This is a genomic window from Bordetella avium, assembly GCF_034424645.1.
Lineage (GTDB): Bacteria > Pseudomonadota > Gammaproteobacteria > Burkholderiales > Burkholderiaceae_B > Bordetella > Bordetella avium.
The window spans coordinates 2,001,312-2,014,920 of sequence record NZ_CP139969.1 but is presented as its reverse complement, the minus strand read 5'-3'; the positions used below and the strand labels follow the sequence as shown (position 1 = coordinate 2,014,920).

The window sequence follows — 13,609 nt, the reverse complement described above, 5'->3', positions numbered from 1 at the left end:
TAGAATGACAGCATGTCTTTTTCTCGTCGCTTCCTTCCTCCCATGTCCGGTTTGTGCGCTTTCGAGGCGGCGGCCCGGCATCTGAGCTTTACCGCCGCTGCCGCCGAATTGAATCTGACCCAAAGCGCGGTCAGTCGGCAGATCCGGGCGCTGGAGGACATGCTGGGTGCGCCACTGTTCACCCGTGAGCGCCAGCAGGTGACGCTCACCGCAGCAGGGGAGGGCTACGCGTTACAGGTGCGCCAGGCTTTGCAACAGATCGCCCAGGCCACCTTGGGCTTTTGTGCCAACCCGGCAGGCGGCACCCTCAGTCTCGCCATCCTCCCCACCTTCGGCACGCGCTGGCTGGCGCCCCGCCTGCCGGGTTTTTTGCAGTCTCATCCAGGCATCACCATCAACCTGACTACACGGCTGGCACCCTTTGATTTCCAGGCCGATACACTGGACGCCGCCATCCATTTCGGCCAGCCCAACTGGGGCGGTGCGGAGCTTGAGCAGCTGATGTGTGAAACCGTAGTGCCCGCTTGCAGCAAGGCGCTACGGGCACAGTACGGCTTTGCTGCGCCTGCCGACCTGTTGAACGCGCCCTTGTTATTGCTCGTATCCAGGCCCGATGCCTGGGAGCGCTGGTTTCAGGCCCATGGCTTCACGCGCCAACGTGCTGGCGGCATGTTGGTGGATCAGTTCGCCATCGCAGCCCAGGCGGCCATTGCCGGCCTGGGGGTGGCCCTGCTGCCGCGCTTTCTCATCGAGGAAGAGCTGGCGCGTGGCGAACTGGTGGAAGCGGTCGATGCGCCGATAGAAAGCGCCGAGCGCTATTACCTGGCCTGGCCTCCGGGGCGGAGCAACCATCCGCCGCTACAGGCTTTTCGGCAGTGGATCAAGACCCAGGCGGCGCAATACGCGCCTGCCTGAAGGGGCGGTGTTTGCAGCTTGTTGCGGCCTTGGATGCACCTGTAGCCGCAAACAGAGTTCGGTCGGCAATGCATTCGGCTCGGCGGGGCAGAGCGCTCATGAAGATGTCGCCGATCACAGCAAACCGAATTATTTCTGCATAGCTGGTCGGACCCTGGCGCTCAGTGGCGTTTGAAGAGCGCAAACAGCGCCAGAATCAACAGGATCACGAACAGCGCGAGGCTCCAGATTGCGTATTCGATGCCCAGCACACTAACCATGGCGTCCATGCAGGTGGCGAAAATCCCGAAAACGGAGGGCACAGCGGCATCCAGTCCGGTGCCGTTGACGAAACGGTCGGCAAAGGTTTGGTCGCAGGACAGCATCTTGGCCGCCACACTGTATTGATACCAGGCCGCCGCTATGCCGCAGGCCGACAAGATGGCGGCCAGCAAGGCGCCCACACGCGCTAGCGCCGGAGAGCCGACGGCAGCAAAAAGGGCGATCAGTCCCATGGCAAGGTAAATCATGCGTTGCATGACGCACCAGGCGCAAGGCGCCATGTCAAAAGCGTATTGCGATATCAAGGCCAGGCCGACCGCGCCGAAGCAGAACAGGGCGATCAACAGCAGCAGGCGCCGGCGGGCGGTGGAGGCGGGTGGGGTCATTATTTGGATGGTCCTAGAAGTAGGGCGCTGTAATAGCCAGCGCAGATTGGTCAGGCAGGTCGGATAAAAATTCTCGAACGCGTCCCTGGAAACCGCCGGCGCAAGGCATGCCGCAGCGAAAAACCGCAAAAAATCCGGCGAGCCGTTCAGGCGTCATCTCTTGGCCGACCTTATTCCCCGGCCAGGGCATCCAGCACAGCATGTTCAAACTGCATCTGAGTGCGCGGGCGTTCAAGCACGGCGCCGGAAATGATGAACACGTCCTCGACCCGGTCGCCCAGCGTCATGATCTTGGCCATGATGAGATTGACGCCGTTTTCCGCCATGACGCGGGCGAGCGCGTGCAGCAGGCCAGGGCGGTCGGTCGCGGTGACAGACAAACGCCACGACTGACTGCGCTCGTCGGGATGCAATTCCGCCTGAGGCATGACAGGAAACACCCGCGAGACCCGGGATTGCCGGTTGCGATGGAAAACGCGCACATCCGCAAGCCGTGCTCCGCCTTGGGCCTGACGCAGCCTTTCGGCCAGTTCGTGTTCGACCAGTGCCGCCTGGGCGCGCAGATCTGCCAGCGGCTCGGCGGGCAGCACAATAAAACTGTCCAATGCCCAGCCCTGCCGGGTGGTGTGGATGCGTGCATCCTGAATACTGAAGGCCTTGCCATCGAAGTAGGCGCAGGTATTCATGAACAGATCGGGCGTATCACGGGTGTAGACCATGATTTGCAAGCCCGAACCTTCTTCGGTGGGGCGCACTTTGACCACCGGCTTGTCGGGCTGAACCTGATAGTAAAGGTGGCGCGTGTGCCAGGCGATTTCCGAGGCGTCGTGACGCAGGAAATACGCCACATCAAGCTGTTGCCAGAAAGCATCGCGGGCATCGTCGCGCAACCCTGCCAGGCGTAGCAGTCTTGCTGCCTCTTCCTTGCGTTCGGCCAGCACGGTGCGCGTATCCTGAGCGCCGCCCAGCGCGGCCAGCGTCAGGCGATAAAGATCCTCCAGCAGCTTGCCCTTCCAGGCATTCCAGACCTTGGGGCTGGTTCCTCGGATATCGGCCACGGTCAGCAAATACAGTGCGTTCAGATGCCGCTCGTCCTTGACCTGACGGGCAAACTCATTGATGACCTCGGGGTCGGAGAGGTCGCGTTTTTGTGCCACGGCAGACATCAGCAGGTGCTGGCGCACTAAAAACTCCACCAACTCGGCGTCTTCAGGCGCCAGGCCGTGCTCTTGAGCAAAGCGGCGCGCGTCGCGCGCACCCAGCTCAGAGTGATCGCCGCCGCGACCTTTGGCAATGTCATGAAACAAAGCAGCGACGTAGAGCAGCCAGTGGCGATCCAGCCCTGCCATCACCTGGCTGGCCAGCGGGTACTCCGAGGCATGCTCGGGCATCGTGAAACGCCGCAAATTCCGAATAACGGCCAGGGTATGCTGATCGACCGTATAGACATGGAATAGATCATGCTGCATTTGCCCGACGATGCGCCGGAATACCGGCAGATAGCGCGGCAGGATATTCAGCATGGTCATGCGCCGCAGCTCGTGAACGATGCCGCGAGGCTGTTGCAGAATTTGCAGGAATAGTTTCCGGTTTACCGGGTTGCGGCGGAACTGCGCGTCGATGCGATGTCTGGAATGCCAGATTGCGCGCAGCGTGCGCGCCGACATTCCGCTCAAGCCCGGATGTTGCTGCATCACCAGAAAAGCGCGCAGCAGCAGGGTGGGGTTACGCTCGAAACAGTCCTCGCGAATGATGTCCAGGCGGCCGTGCAGGCTGCGGAACTCTTCATCGATAGCGCGGGCATCGCTCTCAGGACGGGGGAACAGGCGCTCTTCGATATTCTGTATCAGAATCACATTGAGCTGCGTCACCAGGCGCGCGGCCCAGTAATAGCGTTGCATCAGCAATTCGCTGGCGCGCCGTGTCGTCGTGGTTGCGATGCCGTATACCTCGGCCAGTGTTGGCTGCAGGTCAAATAGCAGGCGGTCCTCGCGGCGGCGGGTCAGCAGATGCAGCTCAATACGCAAGCGCTTGAAGGCCTGCTCCGCACGGCGCAAATCTCGCGCCTCAGGGGCCGTCAGCAGCCCGGCCTGCGCCACGGCGCGCCAATTGCGGCCAAAACCGGCTGCGCGAGCCATCCATAAAATCACCTGCAGGTCACGCAGGCCGCCCGGCGATTCTTTGCTGTTGGGCTCCAGGGCGTAGGGCGTGTCCTGATACCGCGCATGGCGTTGCTGCATCTCCACCCGTTTGGCCCGAAAAAAAGCGCGGGCGTCCAGGCGCGCCGTCATGGCGGTCTCGAACTGCTTCATCAGGCTGCGGCTGCCGGCGAGCCAGCGCGACTCCAACAAGGCGGTCTCGACCGTGATGTCGGCGCTGGCCTCGGTTTCGCATTCGGCCAGCGTACGCACGCTATGCCCCGGCTCCAGGCCCAGGTCCCACAGCGACGCCACCAGTGTCTCGATGGCGCTCTCGTCGGGGCCGTCAGGCGCACGCGGCAGCAGAATCAGCAGATCCACATCAGAGTGCGGATACAGCTCGCCCCGGCCATACCCGCCTACCGCTGCCAATGTGGCGCCCGCAGGCAGCGGGCAGAGCTTGAGTAAGTCACGCAGCGCCTGATCGACGATGCGGCGTAACTCGGATAACAGGGGGTCGGGGCGGAGGTGCTGGCGAAAATCCGCAATCGCCGCCGCCCGCGCGGCCTGCATGCGTTCCTTGATAGGGTGAAGATCAGTGGGATTCATGCAGGAGCGGACGGGATAAGAGGGTCAGATTGCCGGAACGATGACGGTATCGGGCACGAAGGCCGGCGGGCGCGGCATGCCCGGCGAGACGGTCAGCACTTCGCAGCCGCTATCGGTTACGCAAATGGCGTGCTCCCATTGCGCCGACAGGCTGTGATCGCGCGTCACGACCGTCCAGCCGTCGGCCAGCTGGCGGATCTCGCGGCGGCCCGCGTTGATCATGGGCTCGATCGTGAAGAGCATGCCGGTTTGCAGTTTCACGCCCGAACCCGGCTTGCCATAGTGCAAGACCTGCGGATCTTCATGGAAGCGCTGGCCGATGCCATGGCCGCAAAACTCGCGCACTACGGAAAAGCCCTGGGCTTCGGCGTGCTTCTGAATGGCGTGGCCGACATCGCCCAAGGTTGCGCCGTTACGCACGGCCGCGATGCCTTTCCACATGCATTCGAAGGTCACTTCCGTCAGGCGGCGCGCCAGAATGCTGGGCTCGCCCACGTAATACATGCGGCTCGTGTCGCCGAACCAGCCGTCCTTGATAATCGTGACGTCGATATTGAGCACGTCACCATTTTTCAGGGCTTTTTCTCCGGGGATGCCGTGGCAGACCTGGTGATTGACGGACGTGCAGATAGCGCCGGGAAAGGGGGGGTAGCCGGGCGGCGCATAGCCCACCGTGGCCGACTTCACTTTCAGCTCTTCAGTCAGGTATTGCAGCGCAATCCTGTCGAGTTCTCCGGTGGTCACGCCCGGTTTTACGAATGGGGTGATGTAGTCGAGAATTCTGGCGGCGTCCTGGCAGGCGGCGCGCATCTTGGCCAGATCGGCCGGGTCGGTAACTATGCCCATGTATCAGCTTGAGTATCGGCTTGGAAAAATAGTAGAATTATAGGCTTACCAGGAAAACGGTGGCAGCCAGATCAGTTCGACGCTATATATTGCACTGAAATAGGGTGTGAAATCGGGTGCATCGCGATGGTTGCGTGGTTTTCGTGCGGCATTTTTGCTAAATGCTGAAAAGTCGGGTCAGGATGTTCGTCGTTGCGAAGGAACGGCAGGACTGAGCGGGCCGGGCGGATCGGGTCAGGCAGAAAGCGGCACCGAAAATCGAGGCAAAACCGGAGTCGATGCGAACCGGAGCGAGTGTGTCTGTAAGCCGGCCGTGGGCCAGGTAAGAGCAAGAAAGGTAAGAAAGTAAGTGCAAGAAGAGTAAGTGCAAGAAGCAAAACCGGGTGCAATGAGGGGGTGAGAACGCTCTCATAGGGATTCGGTCACGTTTTTGAGCGGCGGTGCAGGCATGGTGTGGGCATCTGGCTTAAGTTCTCGCAGATCCGCAAGGGTCTGGCTGGAGAAATGCCCCAGGTCCTGATTCCTGTATGCCGGATTCCGCCGCCTACAAAACGTCTCGAATCAGCCGTGGCCTGTTGCCATGATGGCCGTCTGGGTTTGTCGTGAACACCTCAAGAGCGATCCCTCAGGGTGTGAGCACGATCGGTCGGCCCGTTTTTTGCAGAATGATCCCGACAGGCAAGGTTGTCTGCGGGAAATCGCGCGTTTAGCCACCCAGGGTGCCGGATAGATCCGGTGCAGGCCAGACGCAAGACCCAACCCTCGGAGATATTATGTCCCTCATGCGCGAAATGCTGGAAGCCGGTGTCCACTTTGGTCACCAGACCCGTTACTGGAACCCGAAGATGGCCCCTTACATCTTCGGTCATCGCAACAAGATTCACATCATCAACCTCGAGCAGACCGTCGCCAAGTACCAAGAAGCGACCAAGTTCGTCAAGCAACTGGCTGCTCGTGGTGGCAACATTCTGTTCGTCGGCACCAAGCGCGCCGCCCGTGAGCTGGTGGCTGCTGAAGCCGAGCGTTGCGGCATGCCCTTCGTCGATGCCCGCTGGCTCGGCGGCATGCTGACCAACTTCAAGACGGTCAAGAGTTCGATCAAGCGCCTGAAAGAAATGGAAGTCATGGTTGCCGACGGTAGCGTCGAGCGCCTGACCAAGAAAGAAGGCCTGCTGTTCCAACGCGAACTCGACAAGCTGAACAAGGCCATCGGCGGCATCAAGGACATGAACGGTCTGCCCGATGCCCTGTTCGTGATCGACGTCGGTTACCACAAGATCGCTGTGGCTGAAGCCCGCACCCTGGGCATCCCGGTTGTGGCCGTGGTTGACACCAACCATTCGCCCGACGGCGTGGATTACATCATCCCCGGCAACGACGACTCGGCCCGCGCCATCGCTCTGTACGCCAAGGGTATCGCTGACGCCGTGCTGGAAGGCCGCGAACAAAACCTCAACGGTCTGGTCGAAGAGATCGTCGAAGGCGAGGAAGAGTTCGTCGAAGTTCAAGACGGCCAGGCTTGATGATCTGCCGGATGAAATATCCGGCGTCGATCATGCCGAGGCGGGCTCCCGCCTCTTGCCCGCCAGCGGCTTTGGCCGCCATGCGGGTGTCACAATGAATCAAACCTGTGCCCCGGTTCTTCCGGGGCATGTCATAGCGAATTGGAGCAAACATGGCTGAAATTACCGCCGCCCTGGTCAAGGAACTGCGCGAGAAGACCGACGCACCCATGATGGAGTGCAAAAAGGCCTTGACCGAAGCCGAAGGTGACCTGGCCCGCGCCGAGGAAATCCTGCGCGTCAAGCTGGGCAACAAGGCCAGCAAGGCCGCTTCCCGCGTGACGGCTGAAGGCCTGATCGGTCTGTTCATCGCCGCCGATGGCAAGCAAGGCGCCGTCATCGAAGTCAATTGCGAAACCGACTTCGTGGCCAAGAACCCGGACTTCATCGACTTCGTCAACAAGCTGGCTGGCCTGGTCGCCGCCCAGAATCCTGCTGACGTCGCTGCGCTGTCCGAACTGGCTTTCGGCGAAGGCACGGTTGAAACCACCCGTACCGCCCTGGTCGGCAAGATCGGCGAAAACATCTCGATCCGCCGCTTCCAGCGCATCGCCACCCCGAACGCCCTGGCCAGCTATGTCCATGGCGGCCGTATCGGCGTTCTGGTCGAGTTCGCTGGTGCCGAAGAAGTCGGCAAGGATCTGGCCATGCACATCGCGGCCACCAAGCCCAAGGCGCTGAATGCCGACGGCGTCGCCGCCGCTGACATCGCTGCCGAGCGCTCGGTTGCCGAGCAGAAGGCTGCCGAGTCGGGCAAGCCGGCGGATATCGCAGCCAAGATGGTTGAGGGTTCGGTGCAGAAGTTCCTGAAAGAAGTCACGCTGTTGTCGCAGCCCTTCGTCAAGAACGACAAGCAAACGGTTGAACAGATGCTCAAGGAAAAGGGCGCCTCGATCAGCCAATTCGTTCTTTACGTCGTTGGTGAAGGCATCGAAAAGAAGACCACCGATTTTGCCGCTGAAGTTGCCGCCGCCGCCGCTGGCCACGCCTGAAGCTGAATAAATCGTGCTGTGGCCGGAGCCGCCTTTCGGGCGGCCGGCCTTAAAGGCCGGCGCGGAGGGGGCCATAATCCTCTGCGGCCGGCCTATTTCTTGTCTTACACTTTCGTCGGATCGTTTCTCGGGATATCACCTATGAGCAGCAGATCATATAAACGGGTTCTTCTCAAACTTTCCGGCGAGGCGCTGATGGGCGATGATGCTTTTGGCATCAACCGTTCCACCATCGTCCGCATGACCGATGAGATCGCCGAAGTCGCCGCCATGGGCGTCGAGCTTGCCATTGTCATCGGTGGTGGCAACATCTTCCGTGGGGTCGCCCCGGGTGCGCAAGGCATGGACCGCGCAACCGCCGACTACATGGGCATGATGGCCACGATCATGAACGCGCTTGCGCTGCAAGATGCGTTGAAGCACAAGGGCCTGGACACCCGCGTGCAATCGGCCTTGAACATCGATCAGGTCGTTGAACCCTATATTCGTCCCAAGACGCTGCGCTACCTCGAAGAGGGCAAGGTCGTCATTTTCGCCGCTGGCACCGGCAACCCTTTCTTCACGACGGACACGGCTGCGGCCCTGCGCGGCGCGGAGATCGGCGCGGAAATCGTGCTGAAGGCCACCAAGGTTGACGGCATTTACAGCGCGGACCCCAACAAAGATCCCACCGCCACGCGCTATGCGCGTATCAGCTTCGACGAAGCCATTGTGCGTCGCCTCGAAGTCATGGACGCCACGGCCTTCGCGCTGTGCCGTGATCAGAAATTGCCCATCAAGGTGTTCTCGATCAACAAATCCGGCGCACTCAAGCGTGTGGTCGGAGGCGAAGACGAAGGCACCCTGGTGCACGTTTAATAAGGAAACGCTATGAGCGTCGCAGATATTCGTAATTCGGCCGAGTCCAGGATGAGCAAGTCGCTTGACACGCTCAAGATCAACCTGTCGAAGATTCGTACCGGCCGCGCCCACGCGGGCATTCTCGACCACGTCCAGGTGGAGTACTACGGTTCGCCGGTTCCGGTGGGCCAGGTCGCCAACCTGAATCTGGTTGACGCGCGCACCATCAGCGTTCAGCCCTATGAAAAGCACATGGCTGGTCCGATCGAGCGCGCCATCCGTGACTCCGATCTGGGTCTGAATCCGGTCTCGCTGGGGGATACCATCCGCGTGCCGATGCCTGCCCTGACCGAAGAGCGCCGCCGCGATCTGACCAAGGTCGTGCGCAGCGAGGGCGAAGATGCCAAGGTTGCCGTGCGCAACCTGCGTCGTGAAGCGAACGAAGCGCTGAAGAAACTGGTCAAGGACAAGATCATTTCCGAAGACGACGAACGTCGTGGCCAGGACGAAGTGCAAAAGCTGACGGACCGCGCCGTGGCTGACATCGACAAGATGGTTACTCAGAAAGAAGCGGAAATCATGACCGTCTAAAGAAGAACCGCCGTACGCGCATTTGCGCTGCGGCGGCTTTTCAAGGACGATAACGCTTTACGCCGCCACCGCCGCGCCGCTGCCCTCACGAGGAGCAGCCACAGTGTGTCTGGGGCGGCTTTGTTTTTTCGTGGCTGTGGCGCCCTCTGGGCCTGCGCCGCCGCCAATCTTCCACGTCGTCAGACGGCGTGAGGCATATTACATGGCAACCAGTTCCACCCAGGCGATTCCCGAAACCGGCGCGATTCCTCAGCACGTCGCTATCATCATGGACGGCAATGGCCGTTGGGCGACACGCCGCCATCTGCCGCGCACCGCCGGGCATGCTAAAGGGGTGAGGGCCGTGCGCCGCGTGGTTGAAGCCTGTGGCCGCCACGGGGTGCGCTACCTGACGCTGTTTGCCTTCAGCTCCGAGAACTGGCGCCGGCCGGCGGATGAAGTCTCGCTATTGATGCGTTTGTTCGTTCAGGCGCTGGAGCGCGAGGTCGGCAAACTCCAAGAGCAGGGTGTTCGCCTGCATGTCGTCGGCGATCTTTCGGCGTTCGAACCCCGCTTGCAAGAACTCATTCAGGCCGCACAGGATCGCACGCGTCACAATGACCGGCTGCACCTGACCATCGCGGCGAATTATGGCGGCCGTTGGGACGTCTTGCAGGCCACGCGCGCCATGCTCCAGGCCGAGCCCGACCTCGTTGGCCGTTTGCAAGACATCGATGAGTCGCGAATGGCGCAGTATCTGTCCATGGCCTGGGCGCCCGAGCCGGATCTTTTTATCCGCACGGGCGGCGAGCAGCGCATTTCCAATTTTCTGATCTGGCAGCTTGCCTACACCGAGCTGTACTTCAGCGACGCCTATTGGCCAGATTTCGGCGCCGAGCAGCTTGAAGCGGCCTTTGACTGGTATCGCGGGCGCGAGCGCCGTTTCGGACGCACCAGCGCGCAACTCGCGCGCTGATACGCCACAACTTCATTCTGGGAGACGCTTCATGCTGGGTCAGCGTATCGTTACCGCCGTGGTGCTTCTCGTCGTGCTGGCCGCCACGCTGGCCAGCGCCAATCCCTGGTGGTTTGTGGCCTTGTTGGCATTGGGTGCCTCTTGCGCGGCCTGGGAGTGGCTGCGCCTAACGCTGCCACCAAGCGCTCGTTTTGTCGCGCTCGGTGTGCCGGCCCTGTTGCTGCTCGCCATGCTGTGGCTGGCCCATCTCTGGCTGCAAGGGCAGGGGGGAGCCGTGACCGGCTGGATCGTGCACGGTTTGACGCCAGCCGTGGCGGCTATCTGGATCTTCGGTGCTTTCGTCGCGGTCTGCCGCGGTCGCTCAGACGCCAATCCGGTCAGTTCCGTCTGGTCGGTATTTGCGGTGTTTGCGGTGCTGGCCGCCTGGTCCGCGCTGGCGCTTTTCTTTGTTCTGAAAGGCGCGGTTTATGTGGTCTCGCTGCTGGCCCTGGTATGGGTGGCGGACATCGCCGCCTATTTTGCGGGGCGCGCCTGGGGAAAGCGCAAGCTTGCGCCGCGGGTCAGTCCCGGTAAAACCGTGGCCGGTGCGGTGGCCGGCGTGGCGGGCGCCGTGATCTGGACGATTGGCAGCGGTTTTTACCCGGGCACTTTCGGTCAGGATTTGTTAGCCAGGGGGCTGTTCGTCGCGATTCCGGCCGCCGCATTGTTGGGAATTCTTTCTATCGTGGGTGACTTGTTCGAGTCCTTGCTAAAGCGCCGTGCCGGCCGTAAGGATTCCAGCAATCTCTTGCCGGGTCATGGCGGCGTCTATGATCGCATCGATGCCGTACTGCCTGTCGCGCCGGTCGCCCTGCTCATGTCTGGAGTGCTGTTTTGAGCGGTTTTCAACGCATCGCGGTTTTAGGGTCAACGGGTTCTATCGGCGACAGCACGCTGGACGTCATCGCGCGCTACCCCGAGCGTTTCGGCGTTTATGCGCTTTCGGCCTTCAGCCGCATGGACAAACTGGCGGCTCAGGCGCTGGCGACCGGCGCCGCCGTGGTTGTCGTGCCCGATAACAATGCTGCCACGCGCTTTCGCCAGGCCTGGAGCCCTTCACGTGCGCTGCCAGAAATCCGGGTCGGCGCGCAGGCCTTGGCGGATACTGCGGCCGATGCCGGCTGCGACACTGTCATGGCGGCCATCGTCGGCATTGCAGGCCTGCCCGCCGCTCTGGCGGCGGCCCAGTCCGGCAAGCGCGTTCTGTTGGCCAACAAAGAGGCTTTGGTTGCTGCCGGATCGATATTCATGAGCGCCGTGCGCCAATCTGGCGCCGAGCTGTTGCCCATCGATAGCGAGCACAATGCTATTTTTCAGTGCCTGCCGCAGGGCGAGCGCGCTGGAGCGCCCAGCACACCGGCCAAAACCGTGCGCAAGCTCATCCTGACCGCCTCTGGCGGGCCGTTTCGCCGTCACAGCCCGGAAGACCTTCAAGATGTCACGCCGGATCAGGCCTGCGCCCATCCCAACTGGAGCATGGGTCGCAAGATTTCCGTCGATTCGGCAACCATGCTCAACAAGGGCCTAGAGGTTATCGAAGCGCACTGGCTCTTCGCGATGCCTGCAGATCGCATAGAGGTGCTGATCCACCCCCAAAGCGTTGTGCATTCGCTGGTGGAATATGACGACGGATCAGTGCTGGCCCAGATGGGTCAGCCTGATATGCGCACTCCGATTTCCTATGGCCTGGGTTTTCCCGAGCGCTTGGACGCAGGCGTCAGTCCCTTGGATCTGGCCAAATGGGGCAGGTTGGACTTCGAAACCCCCGATCTCGAGCGATTTCCCTGTCTGCGGCTTTCTTACGAAGCCTTGCGGGCCGGGCAGGCGGCTTGCGTTGCGCTGAATGCGGCCAACGAGATCGCCGTGGCAGCCTTCCTGGAAGGGCGTTTGCCTTATCCCTGGATTGCCCGGGTCATCGACGCAGCGCTCGAGTGGCAGGCGGGCCGCCCTTCTGTTACGCTTGACCACTTGACAGATGTGCTTGCCCTTGACGCTCAAGTTCGCGCCTACGCAGGCAACCTGGGTCTGGCCTGATGTTAGCCCGACGCGGCCCGTCAAGACACATTTCCTGCCGGGCGCTGAAGCCCGGTCAAGCATAGGTTCGCCTTCATGATTTTTACCCTGCTCGCTTTTGTTGTAGCGCTGGGCATCCTGATTACTTTCCACGAACTTGGGCACTATTGGGTGGCGCGTTTGTGCGGCGTGCGGGTGCTGCGCTTCTCGGTGGGCTTCGGGCGCGTTTTGCTGCGCCGCCAGGACAGGCATGGAACGGAGTGGGCCATCTCTGCCATACCGCTTGGCGGCTATGTCAAGATGCAGGACGATCCGTTGCCCGGCGCCACCCCGGCGCAGGCTGCTGAGGCATTCAATACGCAGCCAGTCGGACGGCGTTTCGCCATCGTAGCGGCTGGCCCGGTATTCAATCTTATTCTGGCGGTGGCGCTGTATGCCGGCCTGAACATGGTGGGCACGCAGGTGCCTGCGCCGATTCTCGGCCAGCCCGCCGCCAATACGGCCGCCGCTGCGGCAGGTGTCGAGGCCGGTGACCGAATCGAGGCCGTGGATGGCAGAGACGTCAACTCCTGGACCGACGCACGCTGGCGTTTGTTTGATCGCTTGTCTGCCGGCGGTCCGGTGCAAATCGAAGTCCGTGACGATAAGGGCGCGGTGCGTGAGTTGACCCTGTCCCTGCCGGCCAGCGAGCGTGTCGATCCTTCCGAAGCCGATCCCGTGCAGATTGCCGGCTTGCGCCTGCAGTCCGCCCGTCCCTTGGTGCGCGGCGTGGTAGCCGGCAGTGTCGGCCAAGAGGCGGGCTTGCGTGAAGGTGATCTCATCCTGAGCGCTGGCGGGTTGCCCATGCCTGATGCCAGCGTGCTGGTGCGCACGATTCAAGAGCATGCGGGCAAACCCCTGGCGCTCGTTCTGCAGCGTGACGGTGTGCCGCTGGATATCACGCTCGTTCCTCGGGCCGAAACCGTGCAAGGGCAGGTGATCGGCCGCATCGGTGTGCAACTGGGCGGCGATGTGCCGATGGTGCTTGAGCGTTTCGGTCTGGGCGAGAGCCTTTGGCGCGGCGCGCAGCGCACCTGGGATACGGCCTGGCTGTCCTTGCGCATGATGGGCCGCATGGTGCTGGGCGAAGTGTCCTGGCGCAATATCAGCGGGCCGGTCACGATAGCCGACTACGCGGGTCAGACCGCCCGTATAGGCCTGGAAGCCTATATTGCCTACCTGGCTTTGATCAGCATCAGCCTGGGCGTACTCAATCTACTGCCAATACCCATGCTGGACGGCGGTCATCTGCTGTACTATCTCGTCGAAATTATCAGAGGCCGTCCGGTGCCAGATCGCTGGATCGATCTCGGACAGCGTGCCGGTATCGGCTTGTTGGCGGGCCTTATGGGATTGGCCTTGTTCAACGATTTCGCACGCCTATTCACTTAAGCGTTAATCGAATAAAATCCCCCGCCATTTG

General features: G+C 61.6%; 12 protein-coding genes. 9 read left to right on the top strand and 3 right to left on the bottom strand.

What is annotated here, in order from left to right:
* Positions 1–12: 12 nt before the first annotated feature.
* A complete protein-coding gene (gcvA, locus tag U0029_RS09415; RefSeq protein WP_114852527.1) occupies positions 13–915 on the top strand; it encodes a transcriptional regulator GcvA in 903 nt (300 codons plus the stop codon).
* 161 nt (positions 916–1,076) lie between these two features.
* Here the strand turns inward: gcvA and U0029_RS09410 are convergent, their stop codons facing one another.
* The 3 genes from U0029_RS09410 to map form a co-directional block, all read right to left on the bottom strand.
* Entirely contained in the window at positions 1,077–1,562 is a 486-nt protein-coding gene (locus U0029_RS09410) for a disulfide bond formation protein B (protein WP_114852526.1), read from the bottom strand.
* A gap of 170 nt (positions 1,563–1,732) precedes the next feature.
* Positions 1,733–4,309 carry a [protein-PII] uridylyltransferase gene (locus U0029_RS09405; protein ID WP_012417401.1) on the bottom strand — a complete coding sequence of 859 codons (2,577 nt, stop codon included), beginning with the start codon at positions 4,307–4,309 and terminating at the stop codon, positions 1,733–1,735.
* Between the two features lie 24 nt (positions 4,310–4,333).
* Entirely contained in the window at positions 4,334–5,155 is an 822-nt protein-coding gene (gene map, locus U0029_RS09400) for a type I methionyl aminopeptidase (RefSeq protein WP_114852525.1), read from the bottom strand.
* 773 nt (positions 5,156–5,928) lie between these two features.
* Between map and rpsB the strand changes: the two genes are divergently transcribed.
* From rpsB to rseP, 8 genes are all read left to right on the top strand, one after another.
* The gene (gene rpsB, locus U0029_RS09395) at positions 5,929–6,678 is read left to right on the top strand and encodes a 30S ribosomal protein S2 (protein WP_114852524.1); all 750 of its coding nucleotides are present in this window, start codon (positions 5,929–5,931) and stop codon (positions 6,676–6,678) included.
* A 152-nt stretch (positions 6,679–6,830) separates the two neighbouring features.
* On the top strand, positions 6,831–7,709 hold the full coding sequence (gene tsf / locus U0029_RS09390; RefSeq protein WP_012417404.1) for a translation elongation factor Ts: 879 nt from the start codon (positions 6,831–6,833) through the stop codon (positions 7,707–7,709).
* Between the two features lie 141 nt (positions 7,710–7,850).
* Entirely contained in the window at positions 7,851–8,567 is a 717-nt protein-coding gene (pyrH, locus tag U0029_RS09385) for a UMP kinase (protein ID WP_039051757.1), read from the top strand.
* A 12-nt stretch (positions 8,568–8,579) separates the two neighbouring features.
* Positions 8,580–9,140 carry a ribosome recycling factor gene (gene frr, locus U0029_RS09380; protein WP_114852523.1) on the top strand — a complete coding sequence of 187 codons (561 nt, stop codon included), beginning with the start codon at positions 8,580–8,582 and terminating at the stop codon, positions 9,138–9,140.
* Between the two features lie 202 nt (positions 9,141–9,342).
* Positions 9,343–10,095: a polyprenyl diphosphate synthase gene (gene uppS, locus U0029_RS09375; protein ID WP_012417407.1), complete on the top strand. Its 753-nt coding sequence runs from the start codon at positions 9,343–9,345 to the stop codon at positions 10,093–10,095.
* A gap of 31 nt (positions 10,096–10,126) precedes the next feature.
* Positions 10,127–10,972 carry a phosphatidate cytidylyltransferase gene (locus tag U0029_RS09370; RefSeq protein ID WP_012417408.1) on the top strand — a complete coding sequence of 282 codons (846 nt, stop codon included), beginning with the start codon at positions 10,127–10,129 and terminating at the stop codon, positions 10,970–10,972.
* On the top strand, positions 10,969–12,168 hold the full coding sequence (locus tag U0029_RS09365; RefSeq protein WP_012417409.1) for a 1-deoxy-D-xylulose-5-phosphate reductoisomerase: 1,200 nt from the start codon (positions 10,969–10,971) through the stop codon (positions 12,166–12,168). Before U0029_RS09370 ends, U0029_RS09365 begins: the two co-directional genes overlap by 4 nt.
* Before the next feature lie 75 nt (positions 12,169–12,243).
* Positions 12,244–13,578 (top strand): RIP metalloprotease RseP, encoded by a 1,335-nt coding sequence (gene rseP / locus U0029_RS09360; protein ID WP_039051758.1) that lies wholly within the window; start codon positions 12,244–12,246, stop codon positions 13,576–13,578.
* Positions 13,579–13,609: the final 31 nt, after the last annotated feature.

What these genes read in the sequence shown, in the direction of transcription:
- uppS (WP_012417407.1), top strand. Translation starts at nt 9,343, where the DNA reads ATGGCAACCAGTTCCACCCAGGCGATTCCCGAAACCGGCGCGATTCCT.
- rseP (WP_039051758.1), top strand. Translation starts at nt 12,244, where the DNA reads ATGATTTTTACCCTGCTCGCTTTTGTTGTAGCGCTGGGCATCCTGATT.
- U0029_RS09370 (WP_012417408.1), top strand. Translation starts at nt 10,127, where the DNA reads ATGCTGGGTCAGCGTATCGTTACCGCCGTGGTGCTTCTCGTCGTGCTG.
- U0029_RS09405 (WP_012417401.1), bottom strand. Translation starts at nt 4,309, where the DNA reads ATGAATCCCACTGATCTTCACCCTATCAAGGAACGCATGCAGGCCGCG.
- frr (WP_114852523.1), top strand. Translation starts at nt 8,580, where the DNA reads ATGAGCGTCGCAGATATTCGTAATTCGGCCGAGTCCAGGATGAGCAAG.
- rpsB (WP_114852524.1), top strand. Translation starts at nt 5,929, where the DNA reads ATGTCCCTCATGCGCGAAATGCTGGAAGCCGGTGTCCACTTTGGTCAC.
- pyrH (WP_039051757.1), top strand. Translation starts at nt 7,851, where the DNA reads ATGAGCAGCAGATCATATAAACGGGTTCTTCTCAAACTTTCCGGCGAG.
- tsf (WP_012417404.1), top strand. Translation starts at nt 6,831, where the DNA reads ATGGCTGAAATTACCGCCGCCCTGGTCAAGGAACTGCGCGAGAAGACC.
- U0029_RS09410 (WP_114852526.1), bottom strand. Translation starts at nt 1,562, where the DNA reads ATGACCCCACCCGCCTCCACCGCCCGCCGGCGCCTGCTGCTGTTGATC.
- gcvA (WP_114852527.1), top strand. Translation starts at nt 13, where the DNA reads ATGTCTTTTTCTCGTCGCTTCCTTCCTCCCATGTCCGGTTTGTGCGCT.
- map (WP_114852525.1), bottom strand. Translation starts at nt 5,155, where the DNA reads ATGGGCATAGTTACCGACCCGGCCGATCTGGCCAAGATGCGCGCCGCC.